General features: G+C 71.0%; 17 protein-coding genes. 8 read left to right on the plus strand and 9 right to left on the minus strand.

What is annotated here, in order from left to right; genetic code table 11:
- Nucleotides 1-36 precede the first annotated feature (36 nt).
- The 5 genes from AB0H54_RS07875 to AB0H54_RS07895 form a co-directional block, all read right to left on the minus strand.
- Nucleotides 37-789, minus strand: coding sequence for an alpha/beta fold hydrolase (locus AB0H54_RS07875; protein ID WP_357343637.1), 753 nt, complete (start codon nucleotides 787-789; stop codon nucleotides 37-39).
- Nucleotides 790-918: 129 nt separating this feature from the next.
- A complete protein-coding gene (locus tag AB0H54_RS07880) occupies nucleotides 919-1,176 on the minus strand; it encodes an HPr family phosphocarrier protein (RefSeq protein WP_357343639.1) in 258 nt (85 codons plus the stop codon).
- A 26-nt stretch (nucleotides 1,177-1,202) separates the two neighbouring features.
- Nucleotides 1,203-3,635, minus strand: a complete 2,433-nt coding sequence (locus AB0H54_RS07885) for a fructose-specific PTS transporter subunit EIIC (RefSeq protein WP_357343641.1) — start codon at nucleotides 3,633-3,635, stop codon at nucleotides 1,203-1,205.
- Between the two features lie 32 nt (nucleotides 3,636-3,667).
- Nucleotides 3,668-4,630, minus strand: coding sequence for a 1-phosphofructokinase family hexose kinase (locus tag AB0H54_RS07890; RefSeq protein ID WP_357343643.1), 963 nt, complete (start codon nucleotides 4,628-4,630; stop codon nucleotides 3,668-3,670).
- The gene (locus AB0H54_RS07895; protein ID WP_357343645.1) at nucleotides 4,627-5,394 is read right to left on the minus strand and encodes a DeoR/GlpR family DNA-binding transcription regulator; all 768 of its coding nucleotides are present in this window, start codon (nucleotides 5,392-5,394) and stop codon (nucleotides 4,627-4,629) included. Before AB0H54_RS07895 ends, AB0H54_RS07890 begins: the two co-directional genes overlap by 4 nt.
- A 273-nt stretch (nucleotides 5,395-5,667) precedes the next feature.
- Here AB0H54_RS07895 and AB0H54_RS07900 point away from each other — a divergent pair, with 273 nt between their 5' ends.
- A complete protein-coding gene (locus AB0H54_RS07900) occupies nucleotides 5,668-6,486 on the plus strand; it encodes an amino acid-binding protein (protein WP_357343647.1) in 819 nt (272 codons plus the stop codon).
- Here the strand turns inward: AB0H54_RS07900 and AB0H54_RS07905 are convergent, their stop codons facing one another.
- Nucleotides 6,487-6,711: a hypothetical protein gene (locus tag AB0H54_RS07905; RefSeq protein WP_355280793.1), complete on the minus strand. Its 225-nt coding sequence runs from the start codon at nucleotides 6,709-6,711 to the stop codon at nucleotides 6,487-6,489.
- A 107-nt stretch (nucleotides 6,712-6,818) separates the two neighbouring features.
- On the opposite strand from AB0H54_RS07905, the gene AB0H54_RS07910 reads away from it, so the two are divergent.
- A complete protein-coding gene (locus AB0H54_RS07910; protein WP_357343649.1) occupies nucleotides 6,819-7,994 on the plus strand; it encodes an alpha-hydroxy-acid oxidizing protein in 1,176 nt (391 codons plus the stop codon).
- Nucleotides 7,995-8,133: 139 nt separating this feature from the next.
- The gene (locus tag AB0H54_RS07915; protein WP_355280796.1) at nucleotides 8,134-8,901 is read left to right on the plus strand and encodes a DUF6319 family protein; all 768 of its coding nucleotides are present in this window, start codon (nucleotides 8,134-8,136) and stop codon (nucleotides 8,899-8,901) included.
- 22 nt (nucleotides 8,902-8,923) lie between these two features.
- On the opposite strand, the gene AB0H54_RS07920 is transcribed toward AB0H54_RS07915, so the two are convergent.
- Entirely contained in the window at nucleotides 8,924-10,426 is a 1,503-nt protein-coding gene (locus AB0H54_RS07920) for a GGDEF domain-containing protein (protein ID WP_357343652.1), read from the minus strand.
- 220 nt (nucleotides 10,427-10,646) lie between these two features.
- Between AB0H54_RS07920 and galK the strand changes: the two genes are divergently transcribed.
- From galK to AB0H54_RS07940, 4 genes are all read left to right on the plus strand, one after another.
- Entirely contained in the window at nucleotides 10,647-11,768 is a 1,122-nt protein-coding gene (gene galK / locus AB0H54_RS07925; protein WP_357343654.1) for a galactokinase, read from the plus strand.
- 151 nt (nucleotides 11,769-11,919) lie between these two features.
- Nucleotides 11,920-13,638, plus strand: coding sequence for a sodium:solute symporter family protein (locus AB0H54_RS07930; protein WP_357343656.1), 1,719 nt, complete (start codon nucleotides 11,920-11,922; stop codon nucleotides 13,636-13,638).
- Nucleotides 13,639-13,650: 12 nt separating this feature from the next.
- Nucleotides 13,651-13,899 carry a hypothetical protein gene (locus tag AB0H54_RS07935; RefSeq protein ID WP_357343658.1) on the plus strand — a complete coding sequence of 83 codons (249 nt, stop codon included), beginning with the start codon at nucleotides 13,651-13,653 and terminating at the stop codon, nucleotides 13,897-13,899.
- A gap of 93 nt (nucleotides 13,900-13,992) precedes the next feature.
- Entirely contained in the window at nucleotides 13,993-15,333 is a 1,341-nt protein-coding gene (locus tag AB0H54_RS07940; RefSeq protein WP_357343660.1) for a family 1 glycosylhydrolase, read from the plus strand.
- 3 nt (nucleotides 15,334-15,336) lie between these two features.
- Here the strand turns inward: AB0H54_RS07940 and AB0H54_RS07945 are convergent, their stop codons facing one another.
- Nucleotides 15,337-16,917 (minus strand): alkaline phosphatase D family protein, encoded by a 1,581-nt coding sequence (locus tag AB0H54_RS07945; RefSeq protein WP_357343662.1) that lies wholly within the window; start codon nucleotides 16,915-16,917, stop codon nucleotides 15,337-15,339.
- 161 nt (nucleotides 16,918-17,078) lie between these two features.
- On the opposite strand from AB0H54_RS07945, the gene AB0H54_RS07950 reads away from it, so the two are divergent.
- Nucleotides 17,079-17,987, plus strand: a complete 909-nt coding sequence (locus AB0H54_RS07950; RefSeq protein WP_357343663.1) for a DUF389 domain-containing protein — start codon at nucleotides 17,079-17,081, stop codon at nucleotides 17,985-17,987.
- A 108-nt stretch (nucleotides 17,988-18,095) separates the two neighbouring features.
- Here AB0H54_RS07950 and AB0H54_RS07955 read toward each other — a convergent pair whose 3' ends face one another.
- On the minus strand, nucleotides 18,096-18,800 hold the full coding sequence (locus tag AB0H54_RS07955) for a hypothetical protein (RefSeq protein WP_357343665.1): 705 nt from the start codon (nucleotides 18,798-18,800) through the stop codon (nucleotides 18,096-18,098).
- Nucleotides 18,801-18,886: the final 86 nt, after the last annotated feature.

An 18,886-nucleotide genomic window follows, 5' to 3' on the forward strand; every position in this document is an offset into this window, starting at 1 on the left:
CGGCCGGGTGAGCGCCGCGCTCACCCGGCCACCCGGCTAGCGGGCCAGGGCCCGTGCGCTGTGCTCGCGGATCAGGCCGCCGATGCCGTCGAGGTTCGCGTCGAGGTAGAAGTGGCCACCGGGGAACGTGGTCGCGGTGAAGTCGCCGGTGGTGTGCGTGCCCCAGGCCTGGATGTCGGCGAGCTGCGCGTCGGCGTCGTCCGCGCCGGCCAGCGCGACGATCGGGCTGGCCACGGTGGTCTCCGTGGCGCACGTGTAGGTCTCGATGGCGCGATAGTCGTTGCGCGTGATCGAGAGGATGAGCTGACGGAACTCGGGATCGGCGAGCAGCGCCGGTGGGGTGCCGCCGAACTCGAGCAGCTGCGCGGCCAGTTCCCGATCGCCCAGCAGATGCACGGTTCCCGGCTGCGGGGCCGACGGGGCGCGGCGGCCGGAGGCGAACAGCACGCGCGCGGTCGAGCCCGCCTGCTCCAGCCGCCGGCAGGTCTCGAAGGCGACCACCGAGCCCATGCTGTGGCCGAAGGCGAAGAAGTTCTCGTCGCCGTCGAGCGCCTCGATCAGCTCGGGCAGCAGCCCGTCGACGAGGCCGGAGATGCTGTCCACCAGCGGTTCCTGCCGCCGGTCCTGCCGCCCGGGGTACTGCACGGCGAGCACGTCGAAGTCGGCGCCGATCGACTTGGCCAGCGGCCCGTACGCGAGGGCCGAACCGCCTGCGTGCGGGAAGCAGACCAGCTTCCGGGATTCCGCGCCGGGGGCGGGGGAAAGGCGACGTAGCCAGCGAGTACCCATAGGGCGGAGGGCCTTTCGAGAGAACTGAAGTACGAGCTCCTCGAATGTACCCGGGGGTCACGCGATCACGCCTGTCGGCGAAGGCGGGCGCACGCCGCGGCCACCCGACGCGCGGGTGGCCGCGAGGGTTCAGGCGTCGAGGTCGCTGGCGACCAGTTCGGTGATCTTGTCCAGGGTCGGCTGGTCGTCGCTGGTGATCACCACTTCGGCGCCCTGACCGGCGCCGAGGGTCATGATCATCAGCGCCGAACCCGCGTCGACCGGCTCGCCGCCGACCAGCGCGATGGTGACCGGAACCCCGGCCGCGCCGACCGCCTCGGCGATCAGGGCGGCGGGACGGGCGTGCAGGCCGACCGAGGAGCCGACGGTGACGGTGGTGCTGGCCATGGGATATCTCCTTGTGTGTGAACGGGTTACGCGGTGGTGCGGACGGGGGACGCGGACTGCGTGCGGGTGAACTCCTTGGCGAGGGTGACGCTCAGCGCGGCGACCACGGTGCCCGCCAGCAGCGCCAGCACGAACCAGCCGAGGTGGCCGATCGCGAAGAACACGAAGATGCCGCCGTGCGGTGCGCTCAGCGTCACGCCGGTGGCCATCACCAGGCCGCCGGTGACCGCGCCGCCGAGCATCATCGAGGGCAGCACGCGCAGCGGGTCGGCCGCGGCGAACGGGATCGCGCCCTCGGAGATGAACGAGGCGCCCAGCAGCCAGGCGGCCTTGCCGTTCTCTCGCTCGGCCTCGGTGTAGAGGCGCGGGCGCACGGTGGTCGACAGCGCCATCGCCAGCGGCGGCACCATGCCCGCGGCCATCACCGCGGCCATGACCCGCAGCGTCGCGGGATCGGTCACCGACAGGCCTGCCGCGGCGAAGGAGTACGCGGCCTTGTTGACGGGCCCGCCCAGGTCGAAGCACATCATCACGCCCAGGATGACACCGAGCGCGACCGCGGAGGTGCCGGACAGGCCGTTGAGCCAGTCGGTGAGTCCGCTGGTCACGGCCGCGAGCGGCTTGCCGAGCAGCACGAACATGGCCACGCCGACGATCAGCGAGGCGAGCAGCGGAATCACGACCACCGGCATCAGGCCGCGCGCCCACGTCGGCACCGGCAGCCTGCCGACCCACAGCGCCGCGAACCCGGCGACCAGCCCGCCGACCAGACCGCCCAGGAATCCCGCCCCGACGAACACCGCGATCGCGCCCGCCGTGAAACCCGGTGCGAGACCTGGCCGGTCGGCGATCGCGAAGGCGATGTACCCCGCCAGCGCGGGCACCAGGAAGCCGAACGCCAGCGCGCCGATCTGGAACAGGACCGCGCCGAAGTAGGTGCCGAGGCCACCGTCGGGCAGATCGGTGATCGAGTTGTTCAGCACGATGTCCTTCGCGCTGTCGGAGATCTCGTACCCGCCGAGCAGGAAGCTCAGTGCGATCAGCAGACCGCCCGCCGCGACGAACGGGATCATGTAGCTGACCCCGGTGAGCAGGATCTGCCGCAGCCGCGTGCCCCAGCCTATGCCCTTGGCCGCCGAGGCCGCCGGTGCCGGTGCCGTGCCGCCCACCGTCGCCGCACCCGGGGCCGCGCTCGCCGCGACGGCCTCCGCGATCATCGTGTCCGGCTCGTTGATGGCCCGTTTGACGCCCGACTCGACCACCGGCTTGCCCGCGAACCTGCCCCGATCCTTCACCCCCACATCGGTCGCGAAGATGACCGCGTCGGCCGCCGCGATCGTGGCGGGGTCCAGCTTGTCGCCGCCACTGGATCCCTGGGTCTCGACGGCCACGTCGACCCCGGCGCGCTCACCGGCGGCGACAAGAGAGTCGGCGGCCATATAGGTGTGCGCGATGCCGGTCGGACAGGCGGTCACCGCGACGATCCGCAGCCGCCGTCCTCCGGTCACGCTTCCGACGGAAGTCTCTGCGGTGCTGCCTGTTTCGGCAGTCGGAGCTGTTCCTGCCTGCGTCACACCACCGACTGCGGAACTCGGGGCGCTCGACCCACCGCGCACATCGGCGCCTGCTGAGGATTCATCAGCGGCTGCGGCGTTGGTGGTCGCTGCGCCCCTGCTCCCTGCAACACGGTCGGCCGCCGCCGCACCGATGGCAGTGGCATTGCCTGCTGCCGCGGCCCCTGCCGAGCTCTCCGCCTGTGCGGTGTCGGTTGTCGCTGTGCCCTCGGTAGCTGCGGCGCTGTCGGTTGGTGCGGCACCTGTGGCAGTGGCCGTGTCCGCGTGTGCGGTGTCGGTTATTGCTGTGCCCTCGGTGGCTCCGGCGCTGTCGGCTGCGGCGGCACCGCTTCCCTCGCCGGCGCCCTTCGCTGCGGAGCCAGCGGCTGTTGCGTCGCCACCGGGCGCGACACCGGCTGTGGCCGCTGGGCGTTGCTGTCCTGTGGCGGGCGGTGGGTTGATGACGCCGTCGACCAGGGCGACGACGTGGGCGGGGGTCGCGGCCGATCGCAGGTCGGCGACGAAGGCCGGGCGGACGAGCGCGCGGGCCAGGGACGACAGCAGTTTCATGTGTTCGGCGCCCGCTCCCTCGGGGGCAGCGATCAGGAACACCAGGTCGGCGGGGCCGTCGGGGGCGCCGAAGTCGACGCCGGGGGAGAGGCGGGCGAAGGCGAGGGACGCGCTGGTGACGGCCGCCGATCGGCAGTGCGGGATGGCGATGCCGCCGGGGAGTCCGGTGGCCGACTGCGCTTCCCGGTCCAGCGCCGCCCGGCTCACGGCGGCGGCGTCGCTCGCGCGGCCCGCCGCGGCGAGCTCGCCCGCGAGCGCGGTGATCACCGCGTCCTTGTCGGCACCGAGCTCGGCGTCGAGCGTGATCAGGTCGGTGGTGATGATCGAATCGGCCATCGTGGTGTCTTTCGCGAGTGGGGGTGGAACGGTCAGCTGGTCGGCAGGGGGCGGGCGGTGACGGCGTCGAGCGCGATGTCGGCCGGACCGGGCAGTTCGGTGCCCGGCAGTGCGGTGGCCGCGCTGCCGTAGGCGACGGCGGCGCGCAGCCGGTCGGCCGGGTCCGCGCCGGCCAGATCGGCGAGCAGATAGCCCGCGAGGGCGGAGTCGCCCGCGCCGACGGTGCTGCGCGGCACGATCGGCGGGGCAGCGGCGAACCAGGCGTCCTCGGCGGTGACCAGCACCGCGCCTGCCGCGCCGAGGGTCGCCAGCACCGCGCCGACCCCGCGATCGATCAGGCTCGCGGCGGCCGTGGCGGCGGCTACGGGATCGTTGAGCTCGACCGGGTCGAGCCCGGTCAGCTGGGCGAGTTCGTCGGAGTTCGGCTTGATGAGATCGGGTGCGGTGCATGCTGATTCGGCGAACAGGGCCAGCAGCGGCGCGTCGGAGGTGTCGACCGCGATCCGGGTGCGGGCCGCCCCGTTCGGAGGCGCGCACAGCGTGGTGACCAGTTCGGCGTACCAGTCGACCGGCACCCCGGGCGGCAACGAACCGGACAGCACGATCCACGCCGCCTCAGCGCTCAGCTCGACCAGCACCGTCGTCAGCGCGGCCAGCTCGCGGCCGGTCAGCGGGCGGCCGGGTGCGTTGATCTTGGTGGTGGTGCCGTCGGTTTCGGCGATCGTCAGATTCACCCGCGGCTCGCCCGGCACCGGCACCGTGCGGAAACCGATTCCCGCCGTGCGCAATCCGTGCACGACCGGATCGTCCTCGGCGCCGGGCAGCACGGCCACCACCGGCGCGCCACCGGCGGCGACGACCCGCGCGACATTGACGCCCTTGCCACCGGGCTGCGCGGTGACCCCGGCGGCCCGATGCACCTGTCCGCGCCGCAACGGCTCGGTGAGCGTGACCGTCCGGTCCACACTCGGGTTCGCGGTCAGGGTGACGATCATGCGAGCACCACCTCGATACCCGCCGCGACCAGGTCCGCGTGCGCGGTGGCCGGAATCTCGGTATCGGTGACCAGCACGTCGATGTCATCGGTGCTGCCGAAGCGCACGAAGTCCTCCCGGCCGACCTTGCCCGCGTCGGCGACCACCACGACCCGGTCGGCGGCGGCGATCATCGCGCGCTTCACCGCGGCCTCCTCGGGATCGGGCGTGGACAGCCCGTGCCGGACGGTGAGCGCGTTGGTGCCGACGAAGGCGACATCAACGCGCAGCTCACCGAGCAGGCGCAGCGTCTCGGCGCCGACGGCCGCCTGGGTGACCCCGCGCACCCGCCCACCGAGCAGGTGCACCCGCACCCCGGCGAAGCCGGTGAGCCGGGTGGCGATCGGCAGCGAGTTGGTGACCGCGACGAGGTCGAGATCGGTGGGCAGCTCGGCGGCCACCCTGGCCGCCGTCGTGCCGGCGTCGAACAGCACGCTGCCGCCGGACGCGGGCAGGAAGCGCTGGGCCAGCACGGCGATGCGGTCCTTCTCGGCGGCGCGGGTGCTGTCGCGTTCGGCGGTGCCCAGCTCGATGGTGGTCAGCGCGCCCGCCCCGACCGCGCCGCCGTGCACGCGCCGGATCAGGCCGAGCCGGTCCAGCACGGCGAGGTCGCGCCGCACGGTCTCGGTGGTGACCCCGTACTGGTCGGCCAGTTCGGCGACGGAGACCCGCCCGCGATGCCCGATCAGGGCCGCGATCGCCTGCTGCCGTTCCTCGGCGTACATGGGTTCCTCCGCTTCGGTGAATGTGTACTCATGTTGTTTTATGCCCGATTGTGTGGCTTTGTCAACCGTTTTTGGTGAGGCGAGTCACAATCGTTGCCGCCGCCTATCACGGGTCACGGCCGGACCGAAGGTGCCCGCGGTCACATCCGCGCGCTGCGCGTGGCGGGCATCACCGTGGAAGACGTTGCAGGTCAAGCGGTTTCGGAGTGGCTGTCACGCCCCGTTTACGTGTCACGTCGAAGATCGACATGTGCGCGGGTGACGCTGACCCGCATGTGGCGAATCGCAGTGCGACCCCGTGTCACGGCCCTGGCCTGCGAGGTGTGCGGGCGGCTGCCGCACCCGCGCCGCACCCGGCTGGCGCTGGCCAAATTGGCGGCGGTGTTCCCGGTGGAGCTGGCGCTGCACGCGCTGGTGATCCACCTGCACCCGCCCTACCTGCTCACCGTCGCCCTGCTGACGATCACCACCACGATCCTGGTCATCTGGGTGGTCGAACCGGGCGCGATGCGCATGCTGGGCGGCTGGCTGCACGGCCCGGAACTCCGGCACCGGGACCGGATCGACGAGGCGCAGGCACTGTGGCGGATCCGGGTCAGGCTGGCGGATCGGCCGGGCGCACTGGAGACGCTGGCCAAACACCTGGCCCATCGCGAGGCCAACATCCTGACCGTGCACGTGCATCAGCTCGAGGACGCGGTGCTCGACGAACTCGTCGTCGCCGCGCCCGAGGGGGTCACCGTGCACAGCCTCACCTCGGCGGTGGTGCAGGCGGGTGGTTCGGGCGTGCGGGTCTGGCCAGCCACGGTGCTGTCGCTGATCGACGGCCAGACCAAGGCGCTGGCCATCGCGGCCCGCATAGTGGGCGATCCGGACGAATTACCCTTGGCTGTCGCCGAATTGCTCGGTGCGCGCTATCTCGCGCCGGGCACGCCCGACGCGGGCGATGTGGGCGAGGGCACCGTGCTCGAACTCGAACGCGACGACGGTCGCTGGGGCTTCGTCCGCCCCGACGAACCGTTCACGCCCGCCGAGATCGCGCGTGCGCACCGGCTGGCGGACCTGGCCGCGCTCACCGCGCGCCTGCGGTGATCAGTCGAAGCCGAGATCGGCGGTGAGGGGATCGCGTAAAGCACCCTCGGCAGCCCGTAGTCGGTCGGTCACCGAGGTGAGCAGGTCCATCGAGTCCTGGGAGAGCCCACAGGCGAGGAGGGTCAGGTAGCGGATGGCACCGTTGGTAATGCGCTGAGCGAGGAGAACGTCCGGGTCGGCGGGTGCGGCCGAGTGTTCGACGAGGGTCACGACAGGGGCACTCACAATCTCGGAACGTGCTGCTGGGTACGCTGCTGTCTACTTACGAGTATGACGCACCTTACATCCCCCCTGGGGTCTGTGAACCACGGCTCGCATGCGAAAGTTCAGCGATGAGTCAGTTCGCCGACTATCAGAACGAGATCTACCTGGCCGCGCTCGGTGGGAACCTGCCCGAATTTCCCATGGACTACGCGACGCTCGAGCGCAAGGCGACCGCCGCGTTGCCGGATACCCTGCTGAACTACATCGCCGGTGGCGCGGGCGACGAGCTCACCCAGCGCCGCAACGCCGAGGCCTTCGCGGACTGGGGCCTGGTGCCCCGGATGCTGGTCGGGGCGACCGAGCGCGACCTCACCGTCACCGCCTTCGGGCACACCTTCGCCAGCCCGCTGTTCCTGGCGCCGGTCGGCGTGATCGGGCTGGTCGGCGAGAACGGCCACGGTGACATCGCGGTGGCGCAGGCGTCGGCCAAAACCGGTGTGCCCGCGATGTTCTCGACCCTGATGGAGGACCCGCTCGAGGACGTGCGGCCGCACGCGGGCGACACACCGTCGTTCTTCCAGCTGTACACGCCGAAGAACCGGGAGCTGGCCGAGAGCCTGGTGCGTCGCGCCGAGGCCGCCGGGTACGCGGGCATCACCGTCACCCTCGACACCTGGGTGCCCGGCTGGCGGCCGCGCGACCTGTCCAGCGGCAACTTCCCCCAGCTGCGCGGGCACGTGCTGAAGAACTACACCAGCGACCCGGTGTTCCAGGCGATGGTCGGCTCCGACGACCCGAAGCTGATTGTCCTGCACTGGATCGCGACCTTCGGCAATTCCCTGACCTGGGACGACCTGACCTGGCTGCGCTCGCTCACCGATCTGCCGATCATCCTCAAGGGCATCTCGCATCCCGAGGACGCGCGCAAGGCGATCGACTTCGGCGCCGACGGCATCTACTGCTCCAATCACGGTGGGCGCCAGGCCAACGGCGGGCTCAGCGCGCTGGAGACGCTGCCCGGCGTCGTCGCGGCGTGTGACGACCGGGTGCCGGTGCTGTTCGACTCCGGCGTGCGTTCCGGCGCCGACGTGGTCAAGGCGCTCGGCCTCGGCGCGACCATGGTCGGGCTCGGCAGGCCGTACGTGTACGGGCTGGCGCTGGGCGGGGTCCGCGGGCTGGTGCACCTGCTGCGCAGCTACGCGGCCGAGGCGGATCTGCTGATGGCGGTCAACGGGTACCCCGATGTCGCCGCGGTGCGCGCGAACATCCGCCCGACGACCGCGGGCAACGCCACCCGCGGCTGATCGCGCGACGGTCCGACAAGCCCGTCATCGGACGGGTTTTCGGGCCGCGACGGTGGGCTCGCCCGGAACATGTCGGTGGCGTGCGGCATCATCTCCAGCACACCACGCTGTAGAACGCACCAACCTTCCGGAGTCCACGATGTCCTCGCCGAGCACCAAGTCCGCATCCCGCCGATCCGCCCCGCAGGTACTGTCCGAGGCCGAGCTCGCGCGCATCGCGGGTGAGCTGGCCGACGGGAAACCGCCGATGGTGTGGTTCACCGCCGCCGCCGTCGGTGTCGCGGAGGGCAAGTCGGGCAAGGTCGTCGCCCTCGGCGACCCGGCCGACGGCGACTTCCTGCAGGTGAAGCCCACCGGTTCCAAAGATGTGCTGTCGTTCGGACCGAGCGAGGTGACGCTGACCAAGCCGGCCCGCGCGACTACCGTAGCGCCGGGCGGATCCTCGCGGACCCGCCCGGAGAGTGTCCCCGAGCCGAGCAATCGAAAGGACCACACTGTGACCCAGCCGTCGACCCTGCCGAGCGCCGCACCGACGCCGCCCGCTCCTCGGTCGCTCGCGCCCGTCCCCGACGAGTCCGCCGCGCCCAAGCCGGCGACACCGCGTCCGGCGGCGGCGAAGACCCCGGCCGCGCGCAAGCCCAAGGCGCCCGAGGTGACCGTCACCCTCACCGGCTCCGCCGACGGCGAGTGGACCGTCGACGTGGTCAACGGCAAGAAGCGCAGCGTGAAGGGGCTGGCGGTGAGCAGTGGCGCCGTCGCCCAGGCCGCCAAGATCCTGCACCCGGAGGTCGAGGAAGTCGTGGCGGGCATCCTGGAGGCCGCGCGCGGCGCGCAGCAGGCCAAGGTCGCCCAGCTGCAGGCCGAACTGGAGGCGGCCAAAAGGCTCCTCGCCGAACTAGGAGACTGAGCATCGCCCCGCCCGCACAGCTCTATACCGCTGTGCTGGTGGGGTTTCCGGTACTGCGCAGGACCCGGGGCCCGGTGTTCTGGCGCAGGCCGTCGTGGAAGGCGAGGCCGAGGCGGTACTCCTTGGCGTGGTACATGGCGGCGTCCGCGGCGCGGATGAGGTCGTAGACCGTGGAGTCGGTCGGCCGGGTGCTCACGCAGGCGACGCCGATGCTCGCGGTGATGGGGATCTCGCCGCAGCTCAGGTCGAACGGGCGGACGAACGCGCCGAGCAACTGCTGGGCGAGCACGGCCGCCTCGGCCCGCCCACGGGCGGCGAGCACGACGAACTCGTCGCCGCCGTAGCGGGCCGCCACATCGCTGCGCCGGGCCGTGCGGCGGATGCGGGCGGCGGCCTCGGCGATCAGCTCGTCGCCGACCGCGTGCCCGTAGCTGTCGTTGACCATCTTGAAGCCGTCGAGGTCGATGAACAACAGGCACAACGGTTTTCCGGCCCACTCCCGGCGGTGCCGGTGCGGCGCCCGCAGCAGCGCGGCCCGGTTGAACAGCCCGGTGAGCAGATCGTGGTCGGCCTGGTACTGGGCGCGGCGCTCGCTGCGCAGGCTGCGGGCGATCGCGCGTTCACTGCGCACCAGCACGCCGACCAGCAGGGAGGTGAGCAGCAGGCAGATCACCACCCGGTCACCCGGACCGAGATCGGCGCCGACCACGCTCACCAGCGACGCGGCGACCAGGGCCACCGCGATCACCCCGGCGCGCCTGCGGGACCGGTGCGGGTGCGCGTCGTCGGCCACGTGGGTCACGCCCATGGTCGGGTGCAGCGCGGCCAGCCCGGCCAGCAGGTACGCCCACTGCTGGGGCACCAGCGCGAACCCGCTGTCGACCAGGACCGTGCCCGCGGCGGTGAGGCTTTCCAGCAGGCCGCCGACGAGGACCGCGATCAGCGCCGCCTGCAGCAGCCGCAGCGCGGTCTCGCTGCGGACCACGGTGGCCAGCGAATGCGCGAGCACGGTGAGCAGCAGCGCGTCGATCACCGGAAAGCTCGCGGCCAGCACGGTGTCGAAACCGTTGGGGTCGGCCAGGATCGGGGAGATCAGGAACGTCCACGAGGCCAGCAGCGCGCTGAGCCCGATCAGCATCGAGTCCAGCCACAGATCCCGGGCGCCCGCGACCCGGCGCGGTTGCAGCCAGCCCACCGCCGCCAGGCCGAGGCACAGGTAGGCGGCGGCGGTACACAGATCGTCGATCGGATGCCACGTATCGTGCAGACCGAGTTCGCGTATCGCGGTGCCCGAGGCGAACAGCGGGACGGACGCGGCCAGCAGATACCAGGGCACCCGGTGGGCGGGCCGGTGGCTGTACAGGCCGACGCCGATCATGGCCAGACTGCCCGCGACGATCAGGACCAGCAGCAGGAACGACAGCGACCGCGGGCCGAGCAGCGGTGCGAGCAGCGCGGCCCCCGCCGCGCCGAGCACGAGCGCGTACCAGCGTGGGCTCCGCTGGCGTGTCTCGCTGATGGTCATCGGCCCCCCTCGATCCTGCTGCGCACGCGACGAGCGCCGATCGAACGTGAGAGACGCTCAAAACCTTTACAACTCAGTCGATCATGACACGTCCGGTCCCCGGTTGTCGTGCCCTTGACGGCATTGCCGGATACCGATTCGGTACCCGATGTCCGGTGCCGCGCCGGCACGGTGTGTGGTGGGATCGCCGCAGCGTCGACGAGTACGGAGGAGCCGAAGGATGGACAGGTGGATCGCCCCGGGCCGGGTCAACCTCATCGGTGAGCACACCGACTACAACGACGGGTTCGTGCTGCCCATCGCCCTGTCGCTCGGGGTCGTCTGCGCGGCCGGGCCCACCGCCGACGGCCGGGTCCGGCTCACCTCGGCGCAGCGCCCCGGCGAGGTCGTCGCGGTCGCCGTGGACGAGCTTGCCGCGCAGCGTGATCGGGTGCCCGGCTGGGCGCGGTATCCGCTCGGCGTCGTGGTCGAGTTCGTGCGCCGTGGGTATCCGATCGCGGGGGTGCGCCTCGACGTCGACGGTGCCGTGCCGATCGGGGCGGGGTTGTCGTCCTCGGCGGCGCTGTGCTGCGCGGTGACGGTGGCGCTGCGGGATCTGTTCGCCCCGGGTCTCACCGATCGCGCCGTCGTCGAGATCGCCCGCGCGGCGGAGAACGAGTTCGCCGGGGTGCCGACCGGGGTGCTCGACCAGTCCGCCGCCATCCTGTGCACAGCGGGTCACGCGCTGTTCCTCGACGTCCGCGCCTACACCGCGCCCGACGGCCCGGAACCGGGTGCGGTGGAACAGATTCCGTTCGATCTCCCGGCCGCGGACCTGGCCCTGCTCGTCGCCGACACCGGCCACCCGCACGACCTCGCCGACGGCGCGTACGCCGAACGCCGGGCGCAGTGCGAGGCGGCTGCCGCCGCGCTGGGGGTGCCCGCCCTGCGCGACGTCACCACCGCCGCGCTGTCCCGGCTCACCGATCCGGTGCTGCGGCGCCGGGCGACCCATGTGGTCACCGAGAACGCGCGCGTGCTCGCCGTCGTCGACCGGCTGCGCTCGGGTGCCGACCCCAGGGCCGTCGGTGCGCTGCTCACCGCCTCGCACCGGTCGCTGCGCGACGATTTCGCGGTGTCGGCGCCCGCCCTCGATCTCGCGGTCGACGCGGCGCTGGCGGCGGGCGCGCACGGCGCGCGCCTGGTCGGCGGTGGTTTCGGCGGCAGCGTGCTGGCGCTGGTCGACCGCGCGGCGACCGACCGGGTCACCGCGCGGATCGAGGCTGAATTCGCCGCGGCGGATCTCGCCGCACCGCGGATCTTCACCGTCGAACCGGCCGCGGGCGCACGCAGACTGGACTGAACAAAAGTTCATTCATCGGCGAATCGGCGGGTGACGTGGCGCGCGAGCGCGCACAGTGGATCCATCCGAGAATGTTCGGCGGGCGACGCAGCCCGCGCCGTCGTCACCGACGCCCGTGCGCCGCCCGGCTCCAGGCCAGGAGGGACACGCTGTGCCACTTGCCGTTTCCACCACCACGCTCGACGCGTCGTCGACCTTGCGGCTCGACGCCGCGCCCGTCGACTACGCGCTCGTCGCCCTGTATTTCGTCTTCGTGCTCGGCATCGGGTTGATCGCCCGGCGCCGGGTGTCCTCCAGCGTCGACTTCTTCCTCTCCGGCCGATCCCTGCCCGCCTGGGTCACCGGGCTGGCGTTCATCTCCGCCAACCTCGGCGCGGTGGAGATCATGGGGATGTCCGCCAACGGTGCCCAATACGGCTTCCCGACGTTCAACTACTTCTGGATCGGCGCCGTGCCCGCCATGCTGTTCCTCGGCGTGGTGATGATGCCGTTCTACTACGGCTCCAAGGTCCGGTCGGTGCCGGAGTTCATGCGCAGGCGCTTCGGCACCGGCGCGCACCTGGTCAACGCGCTGAGCTTCGCGCTGGCCCAGGTGCTGATCGCCGGGGTGAACTTGTATTTGCTCGGCACCATCGTCAACGTGCTGCTGGGCTGGCCGCTGTGGATCTCGGTGATCGTGGCGGCGGCGATCGTGCTGTCCTATGTCACCCTGGGCGGGCTCTCGGCCGCGATCTACAACGAGGTGCTGCAGTTCTTCGTGATCGTGGCGGCGCTGCTGCCGCTGACCCTGGTCGGCCTGCACCGGGTCGGCGGCTGGGAAGGCTTGCAGGACAGGGTGACCGCCTCGCCGGGCGGGGCCGATCAGCTGAGCACCTGGCCGGGCACCGCGATGAGCGGGTTCACCGACAACTTCGCCTCGATCATGGGCATCGTCTTCGGCCTCGGCTTCGTGCTCTCCTTCGGCTATTGGACGACGAACTTCGTCGAGGTGCAGCGCGCGCTGGCCACCCACTCGATCTCGGCCGCGCAGCGCACGCCCATCATCGGCGCCTACCCGAAGATGTTCATCCCGTTGATCGTGGTCATCCCCGGCATGATCAGCGCGGTGCTGGTGCCGCAGATGATCGAGTACAAGCAGCAGGTCACCGCGAATCCCGACTACGAGAGCGATGTCACCTACAACCAGGCGCTGCTGTTCCTGATGAAGGAGGTCCTGCCGAACGGGCTGCTCGGTGTGGGCCTGGCCGGTCTGCTCGCGGCGTTCATGGCGGGCATGGCGGCCAACGTCTCCGCGTTCAACACCGTGTTCAGTTTTGATCTGTGGCAGCAGTACGTCCGCAAGGGCAGGCCCGACGGCTACTACCTGCGGATCGGCAGGCTGGCGACGGTCGGCGCGACGATCGCGGCGATCTTCACCGCGTTCATCGCGGGCGGGTTCAGCAACATGATGGACTACCTGCAGACGCTGTTCAGCTTCTTCAACGCGCCGCTGTTCGCGACCTTCATCCTCGGCATGCTGTGGAAACGGATGACACCGACCGCGGGCTGGGTCGGCCTGGTCAGCGGCACGCTGGCCGCGGTGTTCGTGTTCGTGCTCAACGAGACCGGGGTGACGAACCTGTCCGGGCAGGGCACGAGCTTCGTCGCGGCGGGCGTCGCCTTCGTCGTCGACATCGCCGTCAGCGTGGCGGTCACCCTGGTCACCCGGCCCAAGCCGGCCGCGGAACTGGTCGGCCTGGTCTACTCCGAGACGCCGAAGGCGCTGCGCACCGATCCCGACGCGGACTCGCTGCCCTGGTACCAGCGCCCGGTGCTGCTCGCGGGGATCGCGCTCGTGCTGGTGATCGCGCTCAACATCGTCGTCGGATAAGGAGACAGGGCCATGCTTTTCGACATCCGCACCATCATCGGCGCGCTGCTCGGCTGCTACGGCGTCGTCCTGGTGATCACCTCGCTGGTGCAGGACCCCGCCGCCCAGGAGGCCAAGACCGGGGGCATCGACGTGAATCTGTGGGCGGGCCTGGGCATGCTCGGGGTCGCGGTCGTGTTCGTCGGCTGGGCGTTCCTGCGTCCGGTCCAGGTGCCAGAGGCGCCCGAGCTGACCCTGGAGGATTTCACCCCCGACCGCTAGCTCGCCGAATCCGCCGCATATTGGACAATCGACCAGTAGAGTCCGGGCTGCTGACTTCACAGCCGCTCGAGCACCCGGGGAGATTCTGTCGATATGAGACGCACGCGCATCCTGTGCACGATTCTGTCGACGATCGCCCTCGTGTTCGGCGGGGGCGGCCCGGTGGCCGCGGCGCCCAGCGGCTCCGGCACCGGCAGTGCGGCGGCCGCCCCGACGCGGGTGCCCGCGCTCGGCGCCGACTTCCAGTGGGGCGTCTCCATGTCCGGGTTCCAGTCCGAAGGCCATGCGCCGGATAGCAACTGGAGCCGGTACGCCACCTCCGGGGAGGCGCGCGACCGGTACGGGAACTCGGTCGACTTCTACACCCGCTACGCCGAGGACATCGACCTGGCGGCCGGACTGGGGGTAGGGGTCTTCCGGCTCAGCATCGAGTGGGCGCGGGTGCAGCCGCGCGCGGGGACCTGGGACGACGACGACTTCCGGTTCTACGACGCCGTCCTGGCGAAGATCCGGGCGGCCGGGATGCGGCCCATGCTCACCCTCGATCACTGGGTGATCCCGGGCTGGGCGGCGGACAAGGGCGGCTGGAAGAACCAGGGGATGGTCGCCGACTGGCTGGCCAATATGCGCCGCGTGGTCGATCGATACGCCGGGTTCGATCCGCTGTGGGTGACGATCAACGAACCGATGGGATACGTGGCGCAGTCGATCAAGATCGGCGACATCGGGCCGCTCGACGCCCTGCCGATGTTCGACCGGCTGGTGCGGGCGCACCGGGAGATCTACGACCACATCCACCAGCGCCAGCCGGGCGCGCGGGTGACCAGCAATGTGGCGCAGTATCCGATCGTGCAGAATCTGACCGATCTGCTGTTCGTCGACCGGGTCCGGGACAAGCTCGACTACCTCGGGATCGACTTCTATTACGGTGTCTCGCTCCAGCATCCGCCGACCACCGCGCTGCTCGGCGACGAGCTGTGGAAGAACGCGATCGAACCCGAGGGCATCTACTACGACCTGCGCACCTACGCCGAGAAGTTCCCCGGCCTGCCGATCTACGTGGTGGAGAACGGGTTGCCGACCGAGAACGGCGCGCCGCGCCACGACGGCTACACCCGCGCCGACCACCTGCGCGACACCGTGTACTGGATCCAGCGCGCCGAGCTCGACGGTATCGACGTCATCGGCTACAACTACTGGAGCCTCACCGACAACTACGAATGGGGCAGCTACGCACCGCGTTTCGGCCTGTACACGGTGGACGCGACCACCGATCCGAGCCTGACCCGGCGGCCCACCGACGCGGTGGCGGCCCTGCGGGCTGTCACGGCGGCGGACGGAGTTCCGGCGGACTACCGTCCGACGCGCAAGCCCGCGCTGTGCTCGATCGTCACTCCGCTGCAGAGCTGCCTGCGCCCGGTCGCCGTGCCGTGAGCCTCACGCCTGCTCGGCACCCGGAACACCGTCCTGGACAACGAAACTCGCCCGGGTGGTGATCGGCGCACCCGGCCGGGTGACATACGGCAGCACCCGGAAGTCGGTGCGCCACACCCGATGATCGAGGTCGACCCGGGTGTAGCCGCGCTGCCGGTTGTAGAACTTCATGTCCGGATTGGCGGCGAGCAGCGCCCGGCCCCCGTCGGTGAGGTCGGCGCCGTCACCGCCGGTGGTGATCGAGGTGCCGGTGAATTCGGTGGCCACCACCGGTGATTCGGGATCGGCGTAGTCCCCGCGCAGATCGGCGACGTAGTTCTCGTGGCGGTCGCCGGTGATCACGACGAGATTGCCCGCCGCGCGCGCGGACGCCGCGCCGAGCACCGTGTTGCGATCGGCGATATAGCCGTCCCAGGCGTCGGTGCCGAGCAGCAGCTCCGGTCCCGGGTCGTAGTCGGATTGCGCCATCGCGACCTGATTGCCCAGCACCTGCCAGCGCGTCGGCGAGCTGGACAGGCCGTCGACGAGCCAATCCCGTTGCGCCGCGCCGAGGATCGTGCGGTCGGTGGCGAAGCGTTCCGCGCAGCCGGTGACCGCGGTGCCGTCCCCGCAGGCCTGCGGGTCGCGGTACTGCCTGGTGTCGATCATGGTGAACTCGGCCAGATCGCCGAAGCGGTACCGCCGGTGCAGGTGCACGTTCGGACCGGCGGGCAGCTGGGCCAGGCGCATCGGCTGGTGCTCGTACATCGCCTGGAACGCGGCGGCCTTGCGGCGCCGGTACAGCGGGGCCAGCCGGTACACGTCGAGGCCCAGGCCCGGCTGCGCGCCCGCCCAGTTGTTGTCGAGTTCGTGGTCGTCGAAGGTGACCAGCCAGGGGAACGCCGCGTGCGCGCCCTGCAGCGGCAGCTCGGCCTTGGCCTGCGCGTACTTGAGCCGGTACCCCGTCAGGTTCACCGCCTCTCCCTCGAGCTGGGGCAGCAGGGTCGCGCCGCGCCGGGCGACCACCCAGGACGACTCGTAGATGTAGTCGCCCAGATGCACGACCAGGTCCAGGTCCTCTTCGCGCAGATGCTCGTAGGCGGTGTAGTACCCGGAACTCCAGGACTGGCACGAGGCGAAGGCGAAGCGCATCCGGCTGGTCGGAGCGCCCACCGCCGGTGCGGTGCGGGTACGGCCGACGGGCGAGATCGCCGAACCGGCCCGGAAGCGGTAGTAGTACCACCGATCCGGTGCCAGCCCGGCGATCTCGGGATGCACGCTGTGGCCGAGCTCGCGGGTCGCCACGGCGGCACCCCTGGTCACCACCCTGGTGAACCGCTCGTCCTCGGCGACCTCGTAGTCGACGGTCACCGGGTCGACCGGCATCCCGCCGTAGCCGTCGGGCGCCAGTGGATCGGGCGCGAGCCGGGTCCACAGCACCACGCCGTCGGCGGTGGGCTCCCCGGAGGCGACGCCGAGCGAGAACGGTTCGCCGAGCGTGCGCGGCGCGGCGAAGCGGGCGCTGCTCACCGCCGACACGCCCACCGCGGCCGCGACCGAGCCGGCCACGCCGAAGCGCAGGAGTTGCCGACGGGACAGCGTCATCGCCTGTCGTCCTTTCACCGTCACCGAATGCCGAGTTCACCTCGATTCTGTCCGTTCCCCCGCCGGCGCGCGACGGGGGTGTGGATCGACGGGCCTACCGGCCGCCGCACGCGGTCTGCTCTAACCTCAGCGCATCGTCCGGCCGAAGGAGGCACTCTGCTGTGTTGCATCTACGCGTCATCTCCCCGAGTGAGCGCAGTGGCGAAGTCCTGCGCATCCTGGGCGGGGAACCCGGTGCGACCCATGTGACGCTCGGACTCGCCGCCGCCGTCGACCCGCCCGGCGATGTGATCCAGGCGGAGGTGGCGCGTGGCTCGCTGAACGATGTGCTCGCCGCGCTGACCGCGCTGGATCTGTCGCGGACGGGCGGCATTTCGTTCGTGCCGTCGGGCACCGTGATCTCCGATGCCAAGGAGCGGGCGGACACCGCGGCCCCGAAGCGGCGCGACCGCACCGTGGTGTGGGCGCAGTTGCTCGACCAGATGCGCGAAGGTGCCCGGCTCACGCCGACGTTCCTGACGTTCTTGGCGATCGCGATTCTGCTGTCGGCGGTGGGCGTGACGACGGCCTCACCGCTGACGCTGGTCGGCGCCATGGTGGTCGGGCCCGAGTTCCTCCCGTTGGCGGCGCTGTCGGTGGGCCTGGTACGCCGGGACACCCGGCTCATCCGCACGTCGGTGCGCACCCTGGCGATCTCGTTTCCGGTCGCGATGGTCGTCACCTGGCTGGCGACGCTGCTGTGGGTGCGCCTCGGGTGGATCGGCGTCGGGAATGTCGAGGATGCCCGCGCCTTCGACTTCATCTATCAGGTCGGGCCGTTCTCGCTGGTGGTGGCGTTGCTGGCGGGTGCGGCGGGCATGCTCGCGGTGGTCAGCTCCACCTCCGCGGTCCTGGTGGGCGTGTTCATTTCGGTGACGACCGTGCCTGCGGCGGGTCTGGCCGTCGTCGCGGCCTTCGCGGGCAAGTGGCACATCGCGCTGAGCTCGCTCGCTCAGCTCAGCGTCAATCTGATGGGCATCGTGCTCGCGGGCGTCGCTGTGCTGCTCCTGTTCCAGCGCGCCGATCGCTAGCGCGGTGTCCGGTCGGCCGGGGAAGGCCCCGGCGGTGACCACTACGGTGAGCCACCGCCGGGGTCGGCGCGACCTCGATCACGCCGCCGGCCTGCACGGGACCCTCGCCTATTTGGCGGGTGGGGTGAAGGGCTGGTTGATCGTGGTGAAGTACTGGATCGCCGCGCCGAGCGCGACCGGTGCGGTCACGAAGATCTGTCCCGCGACGGTGCCCAGGGCGCCGATGGCCAGCACACCGCCGATACAGCCGACGGCGGCGGCGGGCAGGAACGGGCCGAAGAGTCCGACGATGGTGGCCGAGGCGACGGTGGCGCCGATGATGCCGCCGAGGACGCAGCCGACGGCGGCGCCGCCGAGTCCGCCGACGAGGGTGCCGATGGAGGCGCCCAGGGAGATGGTGCTGGTCATGCGGGACCAGGCGGCTTGTTCGCGGTCGTATTCGGACTTCCAGGGTGCCTTGTCCTCGAAGGGCAGGGCGACCGGCTTGTAGACGGCTTTGTCCATGCTCAGCTGGGGGGTGAGGGTGGCGGTGCGGCCGGTGATCTCGGCGGCGATCGGGAACTCGAAATCGTCGATCTGGAAGCGCAGCGGAGTGGTGGCGACGGTGGTGCCGTCGGCGGCCCGCACCTGGAAGGCACCGTCCTCGACGACCAGCGAACCCGCGTCGGTGGTGATGCGCGAGGCGCTGTCGACGGTTTCGGCGGTGAAGGTGATCGGCGCAGGCGCGGCCGGTGCCGCGTGCACGGTGCCCGCGGCGACGGTGCCCACGGTCAGCAGGGCGGCAGCGGCGAGGGCGATCTTGGTGGTCTTCATGGAGTCGGTGATTCCTTCATCGAATGGAGCGGCTGCGGGCATGCGTCATCGCGACGGCACCCGAGCACGGGAAATGAGATGTGGGC

It is taken from the genome of Nocardia sp. NPDC050718, from assembly GCF_040654235.1.
Taxonomy (GTDB): domain Bacteria; phylum Actinomycetota; class Actinomycetes; order Mycobacteriales; family Mycobacteriaceae; genus Nocardia.